Raw genomic sequence first — 19,656 nt, forward strand, 5'->3', positions numbered from 1 at the left:
CAAGGTCCATGAGACAACTCGACGGGGTCAGCGTAAACTATCAGGAAGGGAACCTGATAATTAATTCTGGGAGGATCTACCGGTGAGTGTCATCCGGATGCCGTCCGCCTCCCCGAGTACCGCGCGGGCCATCAACGACCGCCTGGCCCTCGACCTGCTCCAACGCGAGGGCTCGCTGACGGCCACCCAGCTCAAGACGTTGACCGGGCTCTCCCGGCCGACCGTCGCCGACCTCGTCGAACGGCTGCGGGACGCCGGGCTGATCGAGATCGTCGGCGAAGCGGGCGCCGAACGCCGCGGGCCGAACGCGAAGCTGTACGGCATCGTCGCCGAACGCGCATACCTCGCCGGCCTCGACGTCCGCACCCATGGCATGGCCGTTTCGGTCGCGGACCTGCTGGGACGGACCCGCGCGGAGGCCTCGATCCCGTTCGCGCTGGACGTCGACACCGACGTGGCCGTCGAGCGGGCGATCGCCCTGCTGGACGCCACCACCGCCGAAGCGGGCGCGAGCGCGCTGCACACGATCGCCGTCGGCGCGCCCGGTCTGGTCGACCCGGCGACCGGTGGCCTGCGGCCCGCCGGGGGATTGCCCGCGTGGCACGGGAAACTCGTCGACGAACTCCGGCGACGGCGGGGTGTCCCGGTCCTGCTGGAGAACGAGGTCAACCTCGCGGCCGCCGCCGAACAGCGGCTCGGCGCCGCCCGCGACCGGGACACGTTCGTGCTGCTGTGGCTCGGTTTCGGGGTCGGCGCGGCCGTTGTCCTCGACGGTTCGCTGCGGCGGGGCGCGTCGGGCGGCGCGGGCGAGATCGGGTTCCTGCCGATGCTCGGCCCCGGACGGCTCCCGACCGCGACCGACTGCGACGGCGGCTTCCACACCTTGGCGGGCAGCGCCGCGATCTGCGAACTGGCCCGCGCGCACGGCATCCCGGCTTCGTCGGCCGACAACGCCGAATCGGCCGAAGCGGCTGTGGGGTACGCGATCGACGCGGAGGCCGAGGAGTTCCTGGAGATCGTCGCGGAACGGATCGCGATCGGCGCGGCCGCGGTCACCGCGGTGCTCGACCCCGGCTGTCTCGTGCTCGGCGGCGAGATCGGCCGCGCGGGCGACGACGCGCTCGCGGCCCGGGTCAGCCGTCGGCTCGCGGAGATCTCGCCACTGCGGACCGAAGTGCGGGCGGGGACCGTCGGCGGGAGCGGGGTACTGGAAGGTGCGGTGCTGACCGCGATGGGCGCGGCCCAGGACGCGCTGTTCACCCCGGGGTTCGACTGAGCGGAGGCCCAGTCCGTGAAGGCCTCCTTCCCTACCTTCAGAGTAGGGAAGGAGGCCTTCACGGACCGGACGCGCGGATCAACCGCGGCCAGAACACAAAGCGGGCCCGGGAGTGACTCCCGGGCCCGCTTCGGTTCATTCAGTGGCGCTAGCCGACTGGCAGGTTCACATGGTGTGGAACTTCTTGCCGGTCAGGGTGCCGATGAAACGCTGGAACATGCTCAGCGGCGACGAGTCGACGTTCGCCAGAGCCGGGACCTGCGCGGTCGGCATCGCCGGGGTGCTGTTCACGGCGGGCAGGGTGCCCGCGGTGGGCAGCTGCACCGGCAGCGAGCCGGCGGCCGGGAGCGCACCCGCGGTCGGCAGGGTGCCGGCCGTCGGGAGGGCCACCGGCAGGGTGCCGGCCGTGGGCAGCGCCACCGGCAGGGTGCCGGCGGTCGGCAGCGTCGGCAGGGCACCGGCGGTCGGCAGACCACCGGCGACCGGCAGCGCGGTCAGCGCCGGGAGCTGCGCGAGCTTCGGGGCGTCCGCACGAGCGGCGTCACCGGACAGGGCCGGGGTCTTCGGCAGGGCCGGGACACCGGGCAGCGCCGGGGTGACGGGCAGCTCGGGCAGGTCGGCCTTCGGCATCTGCGTCGGGAGAGCCGTCAGCCCCTTCAGGGCGGACAGGCCGGCCTGAAGGCCACCCAGCTGCGGGCCGTCGGAGCGGGCGCCACCGATCGCCGGGGTGGTCGGCAGGGCGCCGGCACCGTTCAGCGAAGGCACCGCGGGAGCACCGAAGGGCAGCGCCGGGATGGCGTCGATCGGCATCTCCGAGCCCACCGAGTCGGTGAACGCGCGGGTGTACTCCTCGTCGTTGATCTCGGTGGAGTCGGTCGAGTTCTCGTCCGCGATGGCCAGCACCGGGATTTCGAGCTCGTTCACCGGGATCACGAAGGTGAGCGGGTGGTGGAAGTTGAAGCCCGAGAGGGCCTCTCCGCTGCCGTCGGTGATGCTGTCGCCACCGGCCTGGCCGTCGACGACGCTGTCCGCGTTCGACTCGGAGACGCCGCCGGCCGCCGCGATGGCGTCGCCGAACACCTCCGGAACGGCCGCGGCCGGGATGTCGAGGATGTTGCCCGACAGCGATCCGTCGAGGCCCGAGGTCTCGACGTCGCCGCCCGAGGTAGCGTCGACGGTGTCCATGCCCTCGGCACCGGCGATGCCGGCGGCCGCGATGGCATCGTGGGTGACGGGCACGATCGGCAGCGCCTGCGCGCCGATGATGTTGCCCGCGACCGCGCCGTTGTCACCGGTGGTGGTGGCGTCGCCGCCGGCCGCCGACATGACGTCGTTCAGGCTGTTGCCCTTGGCGATGCCCGCACCGGCCACGCCGAGCCCGGTCACCGGGACGGTGCCGCCGACCGGCGTCTGGACGATGTTGCCCGCCAGGGCGCCTTCGTCACCGTTGGCGGTGGCGTCGCCACCGGCCGACGAGTCGGTCAGGTTCGAGCCTTCGCCCGAGGCGATTCCGCCGAGCACCGCGGCGAAGTTGTGCGCCTGGACCGGCAGGGAGACCGGGCCGTAGACCAGGTTGCCCGAGCCGGCGCCGTTGTCACCGGTCGCGTGGACGTCGCCGCCCGCGTTCGAGGTGGTGTCGCCGTCCGCGCCGCCGTGGCCCTGACCGATGAACGCGCCACCGATCCCGAAGGCCTGCACCGGCAGCGAAACCGGCACGGTGCCCAGGTTGGAGCTGAGGAAGCCGTTGTCGTCGGCGGTGTTCCCGCCGCCGCCACCGGAGACGACCTTGGTCTCGTCGGCGGAGCCGGTGCCCTGACCGATGAACGAGCCGCCCACGCCGAAGACCTCGGCCGGAACCGCGGCCGGGACCTGGACGATGTTGCCCGAGCCCGACGAGTCGTTGCCCGTGCTGCCGTCGTACCCGCCGGCGGTCACGGTCTTGGTCTCGGTCGCCTCGGCGACGGCCTGGCCGATGTGCGAGCCACCGACGCCGTAGACCTCGGGGGCCAGCGCGGCCTGGGTGTTGACGATGTTGCCCGCGAGGGTGGAGTCGTCACCCGTGGTGTGGCTGCCGTTGCCGGCGTTCGCGTCGACGGTGTTCTCGCACGAGGTGGAGGACACGTTGCCGATGTAGGTGCCCGCGATGCAGGTCACCTCGACCGGGGCCGCCACGGCCGGGTCGACGATGTTGCCGCCGCCCGCGGAGCCTTCGCCCTCGGAGCTGACGAAGCCACCGGCGTCGACGACGCTGGAGTGGCTGGTGCCGCCGTCCTTGCCGGTGTTGGCCAGGCCGACCCAGCTGGCGGCCACGCCGCCGACGTTCGCGACGTCCGCGGTCTGCGGCACGATCGCGTTACCCGCGACGGCCGAGTCCTCACCGGAGGTCTGCACGTAGCTGGGGACGTTGCTCCAGCCGGGCGTGGTGTCGCCGGCCTGCGCGTCCGCCGAGGAGCTGCTGTTCGAGTTCGCGAGCGAACCGTGCGCGGCAGCCGCGTTGTCGTTCACCTTCACCGGGAGGGCGATCGGCACCGCGCCGACGTTGCCGCCGAGGGCGGAGTCGTCACCGTCGGTCTGGACCCAGCCACCGGAGGTGGCGTCTGTCTCGGCCTCGTAGCCGGAGCTGTTGGCGTTGCCGATGATCCAGGACACGGCGTTGCCGGTGACCTGGACCGGGGTGGCGAACTGACCGGCGACCACGTTGCCGGAAAGGGCGGAGCCCTCGCCGTCGGTGGTGACGTTGCCGGTCTCGGTGGTGCTCTGGCTGGCGGAACCGCCGACCACGCGACCGGTGCCGCCGGCGAGCCCGCCGCCGTTGCCGGCGATCTGCACGGGCAGCGCCCAGTCCAGGGACACGACGTTCCCGGCGAGGCTGGAGTCCTCACCGGTGGTCTCGACGTCCTGGTTGTGCGACCACGTCTGGTCGTGGCTGCCGCCCTCGACCTCTGCGTCGCCGATCACGCCGATGGCGTTGTCGACGATCTGGATCGGGACGACGACGTCGCCGACGACCTTGTTGCCCTTGAGGATGTCGTCCGTGGTGGTGAACCCACCACCGGTCAGCCCACCGCTGACCTGACGGGCCGAGTCCTTGGCTGCCAGCGGCGCGGGGACGGCGTTCTTGCCGGAGAGGCTGGGGAGCCCTCCGCCGACACCGTCGGTGCTGCTGCCGGGCGAGGTGACGCCGTCGAGCGCGTCGGAAACCGGCTTGGTGACGGCCTTGGTGCTGACCTCACCCTGGTAGCCGGGAACGTCGAGCTGACCGAGGGGCGTGCCGACGGCGTTGTTGTCGATCTCGATGGGAACGGTGACGTTCGCGTCGAGCGGGGAGGCAGGGGTGTCAGGGTTGACCTGTTCGTCAGCCGAGGCGATGCCGGTGCCCAGCATCAACAACCCACCCGTGACCAACGCGGTCTGGAGTCCGCGCTTTGCCCAGGATTGCATGGGGTAGTTCTCCTTCATTTCGGGTTCCCTTTCGGGTTTGAGGAGGTGCCTTCGAAGCGGCACCAGAGGGGGTGGAACTGGCTGCGGGCGCACAAAAGCGCACCGCCGTTTCGCGGGGGATCAGGAGCGGACGCGAAGCCAAGCCCGGAATCGGGAGGCGTGAGGCGCGTCGGCTACCCCGCGGAGGGAGGTGTTCAGTCGGGAGTGACGCCGGGCTGCGAGCCCGGGGTGAGCGGCATGTACCGCGTGCCTGCCAGCGAGTAGCCGGTCAGGGAACGCTCGACGGCGGCGACGAGCCAGGCGGGAACGCCGTGGGTCAGGCCGTCGAGGTGACCACCGGGAGCGTTGCCGCCACCGGGGACAGTCGGGATGGAAGGCGCGACGGGAAGCGGCGCCGGGGTGAGCGGACGCGGGAAGTCGCCGCGGTGTCCGTCACGGGAAGGAGAGTCCTCGTCCTGAGCGAAGGCGTCGTGCTGCTGCACGAAGGTCGGCATCGGGAGGACGGTCTCGGAAGAAGCGGGGAACTGCGTCGTCGCCAGCTGGGCGAAGTCGGTGACCTGGTCTCCGGCGCCGATGGTGTCCAGCGGGGACTTCGGGTCGACCGGAGCGCCACCGACCGGAAGGTCCGGGACGAGGTCGCCGTGGCCGTGCGGGTCGAGGAGGTCCCAGACCTTGCGGCCGAATTCGGGTGACGGGGCGAAGGTCTCGTCCAGCACCTGGCGGGTGTCCTGCGGCTTGCGCACGATGTGCTCGACGGCGCCGAGGGTCCGCTTGACCGGGGTGACCACCGAGTTGTCCGCGAAGTCGGTGACCGCGTCGCTGACCCGGGTGGAGACCTCGTGCTCGTCGGCGCGGATGTCGCCGCCGCAGTGGTGCTTCGCCGGGGACGTCTGGGTCTCGTCCGGCATCGACCACGTGGTGGCGTCCTGGTGGCTGTCGCCGCACACCGCGCCGGCGACGTCGCCGGTGAACTTCGAAGCGCCACGGGAAACGTCGGAAAGACCGGCCGTGGTGGCGTCGGTGACCGGGGTGACGCTCGTGTCGGGAGCGGAGACCACCGGGACGACGTCCGCGGAAGCGGAAGCGCCGGAAACGATCCACGCGGCGGCGGAACCGGCGACGGTGCCGCCGAGGACGAACAGCGCACGCGAAGCGAGACGGCCGAAGCGCGCCGCGCCTCGCCTCTCGTTCTTCGCCGCGTTCGTCACTCGGTCTCCTGTCGCGTCGGTGTGCCGTTCGTGGTTGCGGAACCGAGGTAAGCAAAGTGCGGAAGGCCAAAGCGAGCCAGGAGCGCCTTGATGGCACGATCGTGTGAAGAACACACGGTGTAGCCCGAAATTACGATCGGTGATCGACGCTGGCGAGGCCGGGTTACTCGGGAGTCGACCGGCGGGCGGTGTGTCAAGCGTCGCATCGGGCGAATTCGACTCGTACGCGTTGCCCGGAATGTTCAAGAAACGTCGCCCCGGACCGATACGGTGAGCGCGTGAGCGAGCCCCAGCGCAAACAGCCGGAATTCGACAAGTCGAACCCGTTCCTTTCCGAATCCACGGAAGACGTCACCAGCCTCGTGCCCCGCGGCCTGCGGATCGGCGCGGCGTTGTCGTGGCGCTTCATCGTGGTGATCGCCGCGCTCTACGTGATCGTGTTCCTGATCGGCTACCTGTCGGTGGTCGTGATCCCGCTGTCGATCGCGCTGCTGCTCGCCGCGCTGCTCGCGCCCGCGGTCTCCAAGCTGCAGACGCTGAGATTCCCGCGCGGGCTGGCGGCCGGGATAGTGCTGATCGCCGGGCTCGCGGTGCTGGGCGGGCTGCTGACGTTCGTCGTCGCGCAGTTCTCCTCCGGCCTGCCGGAGCTGCAGAAGCAGCTGACGGAGAGCCTCAACCAGATCAAGACCTGGCTCATCGACGGGCCGCTGCACCTGCGCCAGGAACAGATCCAGGAGTTCATCAACCAGGCGATCGGCTTCCTGCAGAACAACCAGGCGTCGATCACCACCACCGCGCTCACCACGGCGGGCACGGTCGGCGAGATCGTCACCGGTTTCATCCTGACGCTGTTCATCCTCATCTTCTTCCTCTCCGGCGGCGACCAGATCTGGAAGTTCCTCGTCCTCGGCGTGCCCCGCGGCGTGCGCAACCGGGTCGACGTCGCCGGGCGGCGGGGGTTCGCCTCGCTGGTCAGTTACGTGCGCGCGACGGCGGCGGTGGCCGTGGTCGACGCGGTCGGCATCGGCATCGGGCTGGCGATCGTCGGGGTGCCGCTGGTGATCCCGCTGGCGACGCTGGTGTTCCTCGGCGCCTTCATCCCGATCATCGGCGCCGTGATCGCGGGCGCGGTCGCGGTGCTGATCGCCCTGGTGACGAAGGGGGTCGTCGGCGCGCTGGTCGTGCTGGCCATCGTCATCGGCGTCATGCAGCTGGAAAGCCACGTGCTGCAGCCGATCCTGCTCGGCCGCGCGGTGAAGCTGCACCCGCTCGCCGTGGTGCTCGCGATCACCGCCGGCCTCGTCGCCGCCGGGATCGCCGGCGCGCTGCTTTCGGTGCCGCTGCTCGCGGTGCTCAACGCGGGTATCCGGTCGCTGCTGCACGAACACGATCCCGATCCGGCGGAGATCGACGTCCTGCGGGATCAGGCGGCGACGCCGAACGATTCCGGGGAAGAGAAAGAGTCCGAAGCCAAGTCATGACGGACACCCCGCTCTGGCGGGCGGTCTCGGCGCTCGGCACGCGGGACCCCGCCACTCCGCTCTGGCGCGGCGTGATCGTGCTTCGCGTGACGACGCTGCTCTTCGCGCTGGGCTCGTTCATCGTCCACTACGACGGCTACACGAATAAGTGGCTCGCGTGGACGTCGTTCGGGGTGATGACGGTGTGGACCGTGCTCAGCAGCGCGTTGTACGCGCGGCCGACGAGCCGCTGGCCGTGGCTGGTCGGCGTCGATCTCGTGCTGACCGTCGCCCTCATGTTCACCTCGGCGTGGATCCTGACCACCGCGCAGTTCGACGCCAACACCCCGCTCATCACGACGGTGTGGGCGGCGGTCCCGCCCGCGGCCGCCGGGACCCGGTTCGGCGCCCTCGGCGGGGTGCTCGCCGGACTGGTGGTCTCGGTGGTCACCGGGCTGGTGCGCTTTCGGTTCGACGTCGACGTCGCGCGGGACGGTTTCCTGCTGACCGCGAGCGGGTTCGTGATCGGCCTGGCCGCGACCATGGCCCGCCGGTCGGCGGACGCGCTGACCAGGGCGTTGCGCATGGAGGCCGCGACGGCCGAACGCGAGCGGCTCGCCAGGTCCATCCACGACAGCGTCCTCCAGGTGCTCGCACGGGTGCGCAAACGCGGCGCCGAATTCGGCGGGGAAGCCGCCGAGCTGGCGAAACTGGCCGGTGAGCAGGAGATCGCGCTGCGGGCGCTGGTCACCACCGAGCCGACGCATCCGAGCGAGAACGGGACCACCGACCTCCGGGCCGCGCTGCAGCTGCTCGCGACGCCGTCGGTGCAGGTCTCGACGCCCGCGGGCGAGGTCCAGCTGCCCGAGCACGTGACCGCGGAACTGGTGGCCGTGGCGCGCGAGGCACTGCTGAACGTCGAGAAGCACGCGGGTGAGGAAGCACATGCCTGGGTGCTGCTGGAGGACCTCGGCACCGAGGTCGTGGTCAGCGTCCGCGACGACGGCCCGGGAATCGAGCAGGGTGTGTTGGAACGCGCGGCGGCCCAGGGACATCTAGGTATCGCGGAGTCCATCAAGGGACGCGTGCGGGATCTGGGCGGAAGCGTCGCCCTGGACACCGCGCCGGGCCAGGGCACCGAATGGGAAGTCAAGGTTCCAGTGGCGGCGAGGGGAAAGCGATGACCGACGCGCCCGGTGTTTCGGTGATGGTGGTCGACGACCATCCGATGTGGCGGGACGGGGTCGCCCGCGACCTGGCCGAGCACGGTTTCGACGTGCGGGCCACCGCGCCGGACGCGCCCGCCGCGGTGCGGATCGCGCGCACGGTCAAACCGGACGTCGTGCTGATGGACCTCAACCTCGGTGAGACGTCCGGCGTCGACGCCACCCGCGAGATCACCGCGGAGCTGCCGTCGACCAGGGTCCTGGTGCTGTCCGCGAGCGGCGAGCACAGCGACGTCCTCGAAGCGGTCAAAGCCGGGGCGTCCGGGTATCTGGTCAAATCGGCTTCGGCCAGCGAACTGGTGGACGCGGTCAAGCGGACAGCCGCGGGGGATCCGGTGTTCACCGCCGGACTCGCCGGACTCGTCCTCGGCGAGTACCGACGCATGGCCGACGCCCCGGACGACGGGCCCGCGCCGCCGCGGCTGACCGAACGCGAGACCGACGTCCTGCGCCTGGTCGCGAAGGGGATGACGGCGCGGCAGATCGCCGAGAAGCTCGTGCTCTCGCACCGGACGGTGGAGAACCACGTCCAGTCGACGCTGCGGAAACTCCAGCTGCACAACCGGGTCGAACTAGCCCGCTACGCCATCGAGCACGGTCTCGACGCCGAGTAGGTCAAGCCTGGGCGATGGTCACCACCGAACGGTTCCGTTCGGCGGGCAGCGGTGTCCTGACGATCGTCCAGCTCGGCCTGTCGAGCCGCCAGCCGGCGACCACGTCGGTGACGAGCACCAGGTCGTTGTCCTCGGACCAGTCGAGGGCGACCCGCTCGATCGCGGTCACGATCGGCATCGAAGGCGCCCGTGTCCAGGTCAGCGAGTCGAGCGCGAGCACCCAGACGTCGGCCGTCTGCGTACTGGTCCCTTGCCAGGCGGGATCGCCGAACGCGACAGCGACCTTGTACCCGTCACGGCTCGGGACCACCGGGCCCGGGGAACCGTTGGCCACCGGTCGTTTGACCGGTGTGCGCTGCCCGTTGCGCAGGTCCAGTACGGAGAACTCGGTCAGCTCGGCGAGCAGCATCCGGTCCTTGGTGATCGCGAGGATGCGGGGGAACTGGTGCACCGCCCGGCCGGTGAGGGGGTCGATCAGCACGTCCTCGGCGGTCGCCGTCCCGGCGTTCACCGTGATCAGCAGGCCTTGCGGCACCTCCTGGCGCACCGCCGTCGTACAGCTCGCCGGCCGTCCGCGATCGCGTTCGGCGCCGAGCAGGGAGACGAACTGGAGACGGCAGAGGTCGTTGCCGTCGTCGCGGACCAGCCAGACGCCGGTCTCGTCGGCCGACGGGGCGACGCTGCGGGCCTTGCCCAGCTTCCACGGCTGATTCTTGGGGTCTCCGTAGACGAGCACTTCGGACGGCTCCAGGCACGACGGCCCACAACGGGCGGCCGACAGCACGACCGGGAACTTGCCGACCCGGACGACATCGTTGACGCGATCGCCTGCCGGGGCGCCGGGAAGCGGGGTGGTCGCGCCGGTGGCGGGATCGAGGACCGACGGTGGTGACGTCGCCATGACGAGCCGGAAACCGATGTAGTCGACCGGGGCGCCCGCGAGTTTCGACGGCGACGGCGGCGGGACGTACGGCGTCTCCGGCACACCGCCGTACCCGGTGCACCCGGCCAGCAGGAGGACAGCCGCCAGCAGGGCGACACTGGGGAGAAATGCGGGTCTGTTCAGGGTATTTCCCCGATCTCGCGCGTGAGATCCGGTTCTACCATTCCAGGCATGGGCGAGGAAGAGCAGCCGACGACCGAAACCAAGCCGTTGACCGGGCGGGACATCCGGGTCTCCGACGCGGAACGCGAACACGTCGTCGAAGTGCTGCAGAAGGCGATCGGTCTCGGGATGCTGAACCTCGACGAGTTCACCGAGCGGACCGACCGCGCCCTCGCCTCGAAGAACCGCGGTGAGCTGAACGCGGTGCTCACGGATCTGCCCGGCCTGGTGCATCCCGCCGCGGGCATGGTGCCGCGTCAGCAGCAGAACCCGTGGGCACCGCCGGGGCCGCACGCCCACGCGCATCCGTCCGGGCAGGTCATGGAGCTCAACGGCAAGTACTCGGCGTTGCAGCGCAACGGGAACTGGCTGGTCCCGGAGTCGATGGTGGTCCGGAACAAGTACGGCGCCACGAAACTGGACTTCTCCCAGGCCGAGATCCGGCACCCGGTGGTGCACATCGACCTCCAGGCCAAATGGGGCCCGGTCGAGATCACCATCCCCGAGAACGCCGCCGTCGACACGAACTCGATCACCGACATCAAGTTCGGCAACCTCGACGACCGGACCCAGTCGAACGGCCGCCCCGGCACGCCCCGGTTCGTCATCACCGGGCGCGTGCACGGGGGAGCGCTGATCATCAAGCACCCGCGGCGGGGCTTCTTCGGTTAGGCACCGACCGGACGCACGTGCCGGAGGTGCCGGATCACGAAGAACGCGATCCCGGCCAGCACCAGCGCGGCCAGCCCGGACACCGCGTGCATCCCGCTGGCGAAGGCGTCGTGCGCGGGGACGGCGTCGGCGAGCCGGGCGCGGGTGACGGCGTTGCCCAGCGTCCCGACGGTCGCGATGCCCAGCGCGTAGCCGAACTCGTTGCCGGTCTGCGAAAGCGAGGCCGCCGAACCGGCCTTCTCCGGCGGCACGGAACCGACGACCAGGTCCGTGCCCAGGGTGACCAGCGGTCCGCCGCACAGGCAGGTGATGGCGAAGGCGATCGACGGGACCACCGGACCGGCTCCGGCCTCGACCTGCGTCAGCAGCAGGAATCCGCCGATCGCCCCGGCCAGCCCGCCGGCGATCAGGGTGACCGGGCGGAAGCGGCGGGCGAGGATCGGGGCGGCGAGGAAGCTGACGGTCGCCGAGAGCATGCCCGGCAGCAACGCCAGCGCGGCGCCGACCGGCGAGAGCTCCAGCACGATCTGGAAGAACTGCGCGACGAAGAGCATGGTCGTCCCGCCCAGCATGGAGAACGCGCACATCCCGCCGAGCGCGGTGGAGAAGGCGCGGCCGCGGAACAGCTTCAGGTCGATCAGCGGGTCCTTGAGGACGCGCTGGCGCCGCACGAACACCGCGCCGAAGCCGAGACCGATCAGGAGTGACGCCGCCGGGACCAGGTGGACGCCTTCGCGGGCGAGTTCCTTGATGCCGTAGACCGCGGGCAGGATCGTGACCAGCGACAACGCGACACTCGCCAGGTCGAGACGGCCGGCGTTCTCGTTGCGGTACTCAGGCAGGAGCTTCGGGCCGACGACGAGCAGCAGGACCATCGCGGGGACGCCGAGCAGGAACACCGAACCCCACCAGAAGTGCTCCAGCAGCACGCCGCCGACCATCGGGCCCACGATCGCGCCGACGGTGAAGCAGCCCGCCCAGATCCCGATCGCGAGGGAGCGCTGGCGGGTGTCGAGGAACAGGTTGCTGATCAGGGCGAGCGTCGACGGCGCCAGCGTCGCCCCGGCGATCCCGAGGACCGCGCGGGCGGCGACGAGCATCAGCGCGCTGGTCGAGAACGCCGCCAGCACCGAGGCCGCGCCGAACGCCGTGGCGCCGATGAGCAGCAGTTTCCGGCGGCCGATGCGATCGCCGAGGGTGCCCATGGTGACCATGAACCCGGCGATCATGAAGCCGTAGACGTCCATGATCCACAGCTGCTGGGTGCTGTCGGCGCCGAGGCTCTGGCTGAGCTTCGGCAGCGCGAGGATCAGCACGAACACGTCGAGCGAGACCAGGAAGGCGGGGAGGGCCAGTACGGCCAGCCCGACCCACTCCCGGCGTCCTGCCCGTGTCGGGGTCATGGTGGTCGTCATGGGTCCGGTCCTTTCGTCGCTTCGGTGTCCTTCACCAAGGCGTCGAAGCGGTAGACCGGTTTTCGACATCAGGCGTGCAGGAGAATCAGCAACCCGATACCGATGAGGACGACCGGAAGCATCAGGTGGCCCCAGCGCCCGAGAGCGCGGGCGATCACCGGACGGGTCGCGAAGTACCGGCCCGCCGCGCACCAGACGGCGACGAGCGTGAGGAACACGACCGTGTACACGAGCAGGCCGCCGGTGCCGGTGTTGGCGAACACGGGGACGTAGACGCCGATGTTGTCGCCGCCGTTGGCGAAGGTCACCCCCGCCACGGCGAGAACGCCGGGACCGACGGCGGGCTCGTCGGCTTCCGTGCCGCGCTCACGCCAGACGCGCCACGCCGCCCGGAGGCCGAGCAGGAGCGGCATCAGCCCGAGCCAGGGCAGGACGGAGCCCGGCAAGAGGCCGGCTCCGAGCGCCCCGGCGATCGAGACGGCGAGGATCCCGGCGAACCCGAGGTACTGCCCGGCCACCACCCTCGCCGCGCCACCGCGTCCGGCCGCGCGGCCGAAGAAGAGCGCGAGCAGCACGATGTCGTCGACATTGGTCACCGCGAACATCGCGGCGGCCTGGCCGATCAGCCCGAAGTTCATCACCGGGAGAGCAGGGGACCTTTGCTATCGCTGTGCGGCGGCCTGCCTCGCGGAAACCGGGTCTGACGTGGCCAAAGCCGCCTCGGCCAGTGCCTCGCATTCGGCCAGCGTCGTGGCGGCCAGGCTCGCGCCGACCGCGCGCACCGCGGGCGCGTTCATCGAGAGACTGGTCAGGCCGAGCCCTGCCAGGACCAGCGCGAGCCTCGGGTCGGCGGCGGCCTCACCGCAGACGCCGGCGGGCTTGCCGGTGTCCTTCGCGGCCTGGCCGATGACCTTGAGCAGGCGCAGCAGCCCGGGCTGCCACGGGTCGTTGAGCTTCGCGACCGCGCCGAGCTGGCGATCCGCGGCGAAGGTGTACTGCGCGAGGTCGTTGGTGCCGACGGAGACGAAGTCGACCGCTTCGAGGATCTCGCGGGCTGTCAGCGCGGCGGCCGGGATCTCGATCATCACCCCGGCGCGGGCGATTCCGGCGGCACGGGCGCGCTCGGCGAACCAGGCGGCCTCGGCAACGGTGGCGACCATCGGCGCCATCACCGAGACCTCGGCGCCGGAGTCCTGTGCGGCACCCGCGATGGCTTCGAGCTGGCGGTCGAGGATCTCGGGGCGGTCGAAGGCGACCCGAAGACCGCGTACGCCGAGGGCCGGGTTGGGCTCGTCCTCGGGCTCCAGGAAGGCGAGAGGCTTGTCGGCGCCCGCGTCGAGGGTGCGGACGATGACCGGCTTGCCGCGGAACGGCGTGAGCACGGCGGTGTAGGCCTTGCGCTGCTCTTCGACGCTCGGCTCCGAGGAGGCGTCGAGGTAGCAGAACTCGGTGCGGAAGAGGCCGACCCCTTCGGCACCGGCTTCGGCCGCGGCCTGGGCGTCCGTGGCGGAACCGACGTTGCCGAGCACCTTCACGCGGTGACCGTCGGCGGTCGCGCCGCTGCCGTCCCACTCGATCGCGCCGGTCTTGGCGGCCGTGACGACTTCGGCATTCGGGTCCGCGACCTCGACCACGCCGGTGTCGCCGTCCACCGCAAGCGCTTGCGCGTCGAGCGCGAGGATCCCGCGGACCGCGACGACGGCGGGGATGCCGAGCGCGCGGGCGAGGATCGCGGTGTGGCTGGTGGGGCCGCCCTCTTCGGTGACGAGCGCGAGCACCTTGTCCGGGTCGAGCCCGGCGGTGTCGGCGGGCGCGAGGTCACGCGCGACGAGCACACTCGGCGAGTCCAGGTCGGGAACGCCAGGAGGCGCGATGCCGAGCAACTCGGCGACGAGCCTGTCACGGACGTCGAGGACGTCGCGGGCCCGCTCGGCCATGTAGCCACCGGCGGCCGCGAGCGCGTCGGCGAACTTCCCCGCCGCCTGGTGCACCGCGCGGGGAGCGGGCAGGTTCTGGTTCTTGACCAGCTGCTCCGCGGAGGAGACCAGCGCCGGGTCGGCCGCCATCGCCGCGGTGGTGATGAGGATCGTCGCGGCCTCACCCGTCGCGGTCTCGGCCAGCTTCTCGAGCCGGGCCGCCACGATCTGCGCGGCCGGGTCGATGCGGGCGGCCTCGGCGGCGGGATCGGCCGGTGCCGGTGTGCTCGCGGGTTCGCCGAGGGATTCGGCGACTCGGACGACAGGACCGCTCGCGCGGCCGGGACTGACGGCGACCCCGGTCAGTGACTCAGACGGCATGGTCTAGACCATATCTCATAGGGGGCGTGACCTGGCTCATAGCCAACAGCACAACACAGAAGAAGACATCATTCCAGTTCGGATGCGGGGGGATACGACGGCTGCGCGCCCTGGCGGGTCACAGTGATCGCCGCCACCTTCACCGCCTTACGTGCCGCGTCGGCCAGCTCGTCGCCCTTTGCGAGCGCCGTGGCGAGCGCACCCGCGAAAGCGTCACCGGCGCCCGTGGTGTCGACGGCGTCGACCTTCGGCGACGGCACCTCCGTCACCCCGGCCGCGGTCACCACCGCGGCGCCCTTCGCGCCGAGCGTCACGACAGCGGCCTTCGGACCGAGGTCGAGCAGCATCGGGAAGCCGGCCTCGCCGCCGAGAAGGAAAGCCGCCTCGTGCTCATTGACCAAAAGGACGTCGAGGTTCTGAAGCGTCTTCGCGGAAAGTTCGGCCGCGGGCGAAAGGTTCAACAGCGTTCGAACCCCTGCCTCGGCCGCCTTCGCCACGGCGTGCTCGACGGTTTCGAGCGGAATCTCCAGCGACAGCACCACGATCTCGGCGCCGTCGAGATCGACGTCCTCGGGCCGCAAAGCGGAGTTGGCACCGGGCGAGACGAGAATCGAATTCTCACCGTCGGGCGTGACCGTGATGTAAGCGATCCCGGTCGGCCGCTCACTCGTGCGCAACGAGTCAGTGTCCACCCCGGACTCGGCCAGCGAACGCTTGAGCAGCTCACCGTACGGATCGTCACCGACCGCTCCGAGCAACGCGACGTCCGCGCCGAGCCGGGCCGCGGCGACCGCCGTGTTGGCGCCTTTGCCACCCGGCGACAAGATCGTGTCGCCACCGAGTACGGTTTCGCCACCACCGGGTCGCCGATCGACCGGGACGACGAGATCGGCATTGGCGGACCCGATGACCAGTACCTGAGAAGTCATGGAGGAGACCATGCCATGACCAGGAGTTGTCCGGTCATGACCCTTCTCCGGGCAAAGATGTGAAGAACTTTGTAACTTTCTCGGCGCGTAGTGCGACAATCAGGCGAGCAGCGGAACGCCGTCACTCTTTCGGGGGATAACCTCCCCCGGGGCGTCACTTCGGCGATCACGCCCGCTCTTGAGATGCGTTGCCGCGTCTACGCGGTGACGTTGCCCAGGTCCCCACTGAGTACGGGACCAGGGCATCGGGTCGCCGGCGTCGATCACGTAGCCCCCCGAGTGATCGGCGCCGGCGGCGCCCCGTTTCGACGGGGGCCTCAATTCAGGATGCGGTCGTGTGCTGCGGGACTCCCCGATACTCGCTCAGCTTGTCCGGCCGGATCATGGTCATCGCGACCCGGATCTCAGCGAACGCCGCGTCACTGAACGCCTCAGGAATCCGGTAGCCATTCACGACGGGCGGAAGCGGACGACCATCGAGGTTCGCCCCGATTTCCCATAGCCCCTCCAGCGTTCGATGGCGCTTCGCGAAGTCATCGTCGAGGGGGAAGAAGTCGATCATCCGCAAGGCGTGTTTGCCATCGGTCACGGTGGTCAGCCGTAGCTCGCGGAGCTCTTCCCAGCCCAGCTCGAAGGTCGCCTTGTCACGGCGGAACCAGCGAATTCCTTCGGCCGACACTGTGAACTTGGTGCACCAGGTCGACTTTTTCCATCGCGCTGGAGTGCAGAACCAAAGCCATCCGGGAGAGATGAGTCCGATCGCCGCGATCGTCAGGGTCGCTTCGCGGAGCTCTGTCCCGCGTCCCGCCGTGAAACCGACGATCCCGGAGACGACGGCGACAACGAAGATCGCCCCGCAAATGCGCCAGAACTTCGCGGACGACCAGTCGTTGGGCGTGACCGTCCTCGATGCCGTCGAGGGAAGGTCGACAGGGGCCGCCACACCACCCAGCGGACGAACTGACGAGAGAGAAAGCGAGGTGGTCACGGACGCCTCGGAGACAGGTTTGCGGAAACGCTTGTTCCGTCGCCAGTGGGCGAACAGGCCCAACCCCACGAACCCACCGATGCCAGGTGCGATGCTCCACCACGGAAGTTCGCTTTTGAAGTCCCGGGCGTAGTACCTGCCGAGCTCTTTGACTCGGACGGACTTACCGATATCGGCCGGTGTCAACTCGTCCGGGAACGAGCGCGCCGTTACGACTTCCTGCCTGGATCCGGAAGAGTAGGGGCGAACTTCGAGGTCGCAAACCCAGTAGTAGCCGATTCCGGCGATGCTCAGCGGCCCTATCTCTTCGCAGGTCTTCGCAGTCGCCATGTCGACGAACTTGCTCGTTCCCTCCTCGCCGTGGGACACCATCCCACGGCCGATCAGAGTCCAGCAGATCAGCGCATAGAGGAACACGCCGACGGCGACGCCCGCCACCTTCCAACGGGATCTGCGCGTGACTGTGGGAACTGCTTCGTACCCGGTCATCAGAAGGCCGTTGCTCACTGGATCGACCCGGATATCCGTTGAGTTCCGGGCTGCTCGAAAATCGGCTCCTGCTCGGCAGGGCGCCTGGAGCCGACTGCTCCGCTGGCCTTCTCCGGCGGCTTCGGGTCGCCAGTGGCGTTGATGGTCGTCTCTCGCCGGTCGCGCGCCTTGTCTTCCGACGCGCTCTTGACCACCTCTTTGACGGCCGTCTTACCTGCTTCCTTCACCACTTCCCAGAACGCCCCCATTCCCGCACCCTCGAACACGTCGCCCTTCTTGAGGAGGTCGCCGACGTTCTTGTAAAAGTCCATCAACATGGACTTCGCGCGCATGAGGACACGCATCAGCTTCTCGGCCCATGTCATGGCTTCAGTGCTTTTTTCGATCGCGAAGGGAACACCCTCCGCGGCCAAAGCGGCCGGATAGGCAGGCGGCGGATACCTGGCGATGATCATGACGATCTTGGCGAGAGTGTCGGTGATCAAGTCGCGAATGATCGTTCGAACCACCGAGAGCACTGTCTTGCAGACGTTGATGATGTTCCCGGCGAGCTCGGCGAGCCGGACTATCTCCCGGTACCCGTTGAGCTGCTTTTGCACGTAGGCGCGATACGCGTCGGCGGCGGCGCCTGACCAATCCATACAGTTCTTCTGGACCTCATCGGTCAGCGTCTCGGCCGTGGTCTTGACGTATTTGCCGACCTCCAACCATTTCTGCACCTCGAGATCAAGTGCGTCTTGGTCACCGGAAACCCAGTCAAGGGGTTCCTTCAAGAAGTCAACGTGTTCGATGATCCACCCGAAACCCCAGCTCATCAGGGTTTCCAGCGGGTTCTTGATGACCTCGACGATATCCGGCACGGCTCCCGCGAGGCTGAGGAGTCCCTCCGTCCAGTCGCCGTTCAGGAGCTTTTCCGCGCCGCCGAACACATCCTGGACGGCGCCCGCACCTTCCAGGGCATTGTCCACCTTGTACTTCTCGGCGTCCGTTTCACCCTTGGCGCTCTTGAGGACGTCGTTCTCAGCCACGTTCCACCTGCTCTGCCCGCTTCAGCAGGTCTATCGCGTCCTGCTCGGTCACCCGACGCACCTCGGCCCACTTCCGCACCGCGGCGACATGGTGCTCGCCTGCCGAGATCGCGGACTGCAAGGCCTCCCGCACGTTCTCCGAGAGGTTGTTGCAGATCAACGGCATCCCGCACATATTTCCGATCAGCCCGAAGGCCAACATGTCCACACGATCTTTGTCCGCGTCGAGCGCGACCCGCAAATGCTCGTGAGTCTCTTCCACCTGCTTGGCGTGCTCGTCGATCCGCACCGGATCGACGTTGAAGCCCTGGTCCCCTTGTGGCTGCCCCATGGTCCCCTCCCTCAGTTACCCGCTCAGCGCAGGAAGTCGCCACCGGCGAAGTAGTCGTCCTCGTGATCCGGCTGTTGCCTGCGCGTGGCACGCGGCGGCGCGGGCGGGGCCGGCGGAGCGGGCGGCTTCGGAGCGGGCGGGGGCGGCGGAGCGTCGAGTTCGTCATCGGAGACGAAGCGGTCGTCTTCGTCCGCCGCTTGGTGGCCGCCCTCTACGTAGCCCGTCGGCTCGGGTTCCGGGTACTCGTTGTGCAGCTGGCTGACCAGCTCGTTCATCGTCTCGCTGCCCGCGATCGACGGAACGCCGGTCTGCATCGCGTCCGCCAGTTTGCTCTGCGCACTTTGGACGACCCGGAGGATCTCCTGCGCGAGCGCCGGGTTGTCCCGTACCGACGGGCCGATCTCCAGGCCCACGAGGTTTCCCGCGTGGTTGACCTTGACGGAGATCTGGCCGTCCTTGCTGCGTTCGGACACCGAGACGCTTTCGATCTCGGTGCGCATCTGATTCGCCTTCCGCTGGGCGTCGGCCAGCTTGGCCTCGAAATCAGCGAAGAGCTGCTCAGGGTTCGACACGCGAACCTCCCCTGTTCACGTCGTAGCCATTCGGCGACCGAGTGTGGCATACCCGTCTGACATCGGTGAACGTTTCACGCGCATCCATACCCCGGTCGTGTGGATCACCACAGGACCTGGTTTTCCCTACCGGACACGGCGGCCAGCCCGATGTTCGCCCAGGTCAGCGGCCCATAACGTGCTCGATATGACGATTTCGGACTGGAAACGGGCGATCTACGCGCTTCTCGTACTTCCGGGGTACCTCGGTGGCGCGAAGGGCCAGCGCGGGCTCGCGCGGCGGTGGCTCGGCCGCGAGGGCCACGAGAGCCACGAGGGCGGAGGACGGCCGCGGTTCGTGGCGGCTTTCGGGCCGAGCGCGGTCGCGTTCCTGCTCGCGCTTCTTCTCTTGTATCTCGTCGGGCGCATCGCGACCTACGGGCTTTTCTGGTCCGGGAGCGACCCCGAAGGCACGTGGGGCGGGCCGACGCTGGTGGGGGCGTGGATCGTGCATTTCTTCGTCGCGCTCGGGATGGCCGTACCGATTTTCCTGGCGCTCCGGCCACTCACCAGGCTCCAGGCTCGCCTTCTGGGCTGTTCCCCGGTAAGGGGGCATTGACCACCTA

Annotated in this window: 17 protein-coding genes; 6 read left to right on the plus strand and 11 right to left on the minus strand. The window is 69.4% G+C overall.

Annotated features, from left to right (window positions below; genetic code table 11):
- Positions 1-82 precede the first annotated feature (82 nt).
- Positions 83-1,276 carry an ROK family transcriptional regulator gene (locus ACFOSH_RS12765; RefSeq protein WP_378239012.1) on the plus strand — a complete coding sequence of 398 codons (1,194 nt, stop codon included), beginning with the start codon at positions 83-85 and terminating at the stop codon, positions 1,274-1,276.
- Between the two features lie 165 nt (positions 1,277-1,441).
- On the opposite strand, the gene ACFOSH_RS12770 is transcribed toward ACFOSH_RS12765, so the two are convergent.
- A complete protein-coding gene (locus ACFOSH_RS12770; RefSeq protein ID WP_378239013.1) occupies positions 1,442-4,717 on the minus strand; it encodes a beta strand repeat-containing protein in 3,276 nt (1,091 codons plus the stop codon).
- A 194-nt stretch (positions 4,718-4,911) separates the two neighbouring features.
- Positions 4,912-5,925, minus strand: a complete 1,014-nt coding sequence (locus ACFOSH_RS12775) for a hypothetical protein (protein WP_378239014.1) — start codon at positions 5,923-5,925, stop codon at positions 4,912-4,914.
- Between the two features lie 278 nt (positions 5,926-6,203).
- On the opposite strand from ACFOSH_RS12775, the gene ACFOSH_RS12780 reads away from it, so the two are divergent.
- The 3 genes from ACFOSH_RS12780 to ACFOSH_RS12790 are packed head-to-tail and all read left to right on the plus strand — an operon-like array spanning position 6,204 to position 9,225.
- On the plus strand, positions 6,204-7,406 hold the full coding sequence (locus ACFOSH_RS12780) for an AI-2E family transporter (RefSeq protein ID WP_378239016.1): 1,203 nt from the start codon (positions 6,204-6,206) through the stop codon (positions 7,404-7,406).
- On the plus strand, positions 7,403-8,569 hold the full coding sequence (macS, locus tag ACFOSH_RS12785; RefSeq protein WP_378239018.1) for a MacS family sensor histidine kinase: 1,167 nt from the start codon (positions 7,403-7,405) through the stop codon (positions 8,567-8,569). Before ACFOSH_RS12780 ends, macS begins: the two co-directional genes overlap by 4 nt.
- Positions 8,566-9,225, plus strand: a complete 660-nt coding sequence (locus ACFOSH_RS12790) for a response regulator (RefSeq protein WP_378239019.1) — start codon at positions 8,566-8,568, stop codon at positions 9,223-9,225. Before macS ends, ACFOSH_RS12790 begins: the two co-directional genes overlap by 4 nt.
- 1 nt (position 9,226) lies before the next feature.
- Here ACFOSH_RS12790 and ACFOSH_RS12795 read toward each other — a convergent pair whose 3' ends face one another.
- A complete protein-coding gene (locus ACFOSH_RS12795; protein WP_378239020.1) occupies positions 9,227-10,210 on the minus strand; it encodes a hypothetical protein in 984 nt (327 codons plus the stop codon).
- Between the two features lie 129 nt (positions 10,211-10,339).
- Here ACFOSH_RS12795 and ACFOSH_RS12800 point away from each other — a divergent pair, with 129 nt between their 5' ends.
- A complete protein-coding gene (locus ACFOSH_RS12800; RefSeq protein WP_378239021.1) occupies positions 10,340-11,002 on the plus strand; it encodes a DUF1707 SHOCT-like domain-containing protein in 663 nt (220 codons plus the stop codon).
- Here the strand turns inward: ACFOSH_RS12800 and ACFOSH_RS12805 are convergent.
- The 8 genes from ACFOSH_RS12805 to ACFOSH_RS12840 all read right to left on the minus strand — a co-directional run bounded on the left by ACFOSH_RS12805 (position 10,999) and on the right by ACFOSH_RS12840 (position 19,051).
- Positions 10,999-12,417, minus strand: coding sequence for an MFS transporter (locus tag ACFOSH_RS12805; protein WP_378239022.1), 1,419 nt, complete (start codon positions 12,415-12,417; stop codon positions 10,999-11,001). The genes ACFOSH_RS12800 and ACFOSH_RS12805 overlap by 4 nt on opposite strands.
- A 68-nt stretch (positions 12,418-12,485) precedes the next feature.
- Positions 12,486-13,055: a cadmium resistance transporter gene (locus tag ACFOSH_RS12810; protein WP_378239024.1), complete on the minus strand. Its 570-nt coding sequence runs from the start codon at positions 13,053-13,055 to the stop codon at positions 12,486-12,488.
- 24 nt (positions 13,056-13,079) lie between these two features.
- Entirely contained in the window at positions 13,080-14,714 is a 1,635-nt protein-coding gene (gene ptsP / locus ACFOSH_RS12815; protein WP_378239025.1) for a phosphoenolpyruvate--protein phosphotransferase, read from the minus strand.
- 68 nt (positions 14,715-14,782) lie between these two features.
- Positions 14,783-15,643 (minus strand): ribokinase, encoded by an 861-nt coding sequence (locus tag ACFOSH_RS12820; RefSeq protein ID WP_378239027.1) that lies wholly within the window; start codon positions 15,641-15,643, stop codon positions 14,783-14,785.
- 322 nt (positions 15,644-15,965) lie between these two features.
- Positions 15,966-17,069 carry a DUF6346 domain-containing protein gene (locus ACFOSH_RS12825; RefSeq protein WP_378239028.1) on the minus strand — a complete coding sequence of 368 codons (1,104 nt, stop codon included), beginning with the start codon at positions 17,067-17,069 and terminating at the stop codon, positions 15,966-15,968.
- Positions 17,070-17,134: 65 nt separating this feature from the next.
- Positions 17,135-18,148 (minus strand): hypothetical protein, encoded by a 1,014-nt coding sequence (locus ACFOSH_RS12830; protein WP_378239030.1) that lies wholly within the window; start codon positions 18,146-18,148, stop codon positions 17,135-17,137.
- Positions 18,141-18,479, minus strand: a complete 339-nt coding sequence (locus ACFOSH_RS12835) for a hypothetical protein (RefSeq protein ID WP_378239031.1) — start codon at positions 18,477-18,479, stop codon at positions 18,141-18,143. Before ACFOSH_RS12835 ends, ACFOSH_RS12830 begins: the two co-directional genes overlap by 8 nt.
- A 23-nt stretch (positions 18,480-18,502) precedes the next feature.
- Complete coding sequence (locus ACFOSH_RS12840) at positions 18,503-19,051, minus strand: YbaB/EbfC family nucleoid-associated protein (RefSeq protein ID WP_378239032.1); 549 nt, start codon at positions 19,049-19,051, stop codon at positions 18,503-18,505.
- Between the two features lie 187 nt (positions 19,052-19,238).
- On the opposite strand from ACFOSH_RS12840, the gene ACFOSH_RS12845 reads away from it, so the two are divergent.
- A complete protein-coding gene (locus ACFOSH_RS12845) occupies positions 19,239-19,649 on the plus strand; it encodes a hypothetical protein (RefSeq protein ID WP_378239033.1) in 411 nt (136 codons plus the stop codon).
- Positions 19,650-19,656: the final 7 nt, after the last annotated feature.

The organism is Amycolatopsis speibonae, from assembly GCF_042647925.1.
GTDB lineage: Bacteria > Actinomycetota > Actinomycetes > Mycobacteriales > Pseudonocardiaceae > Amycolatopsis > Amycolatopsis speibonae.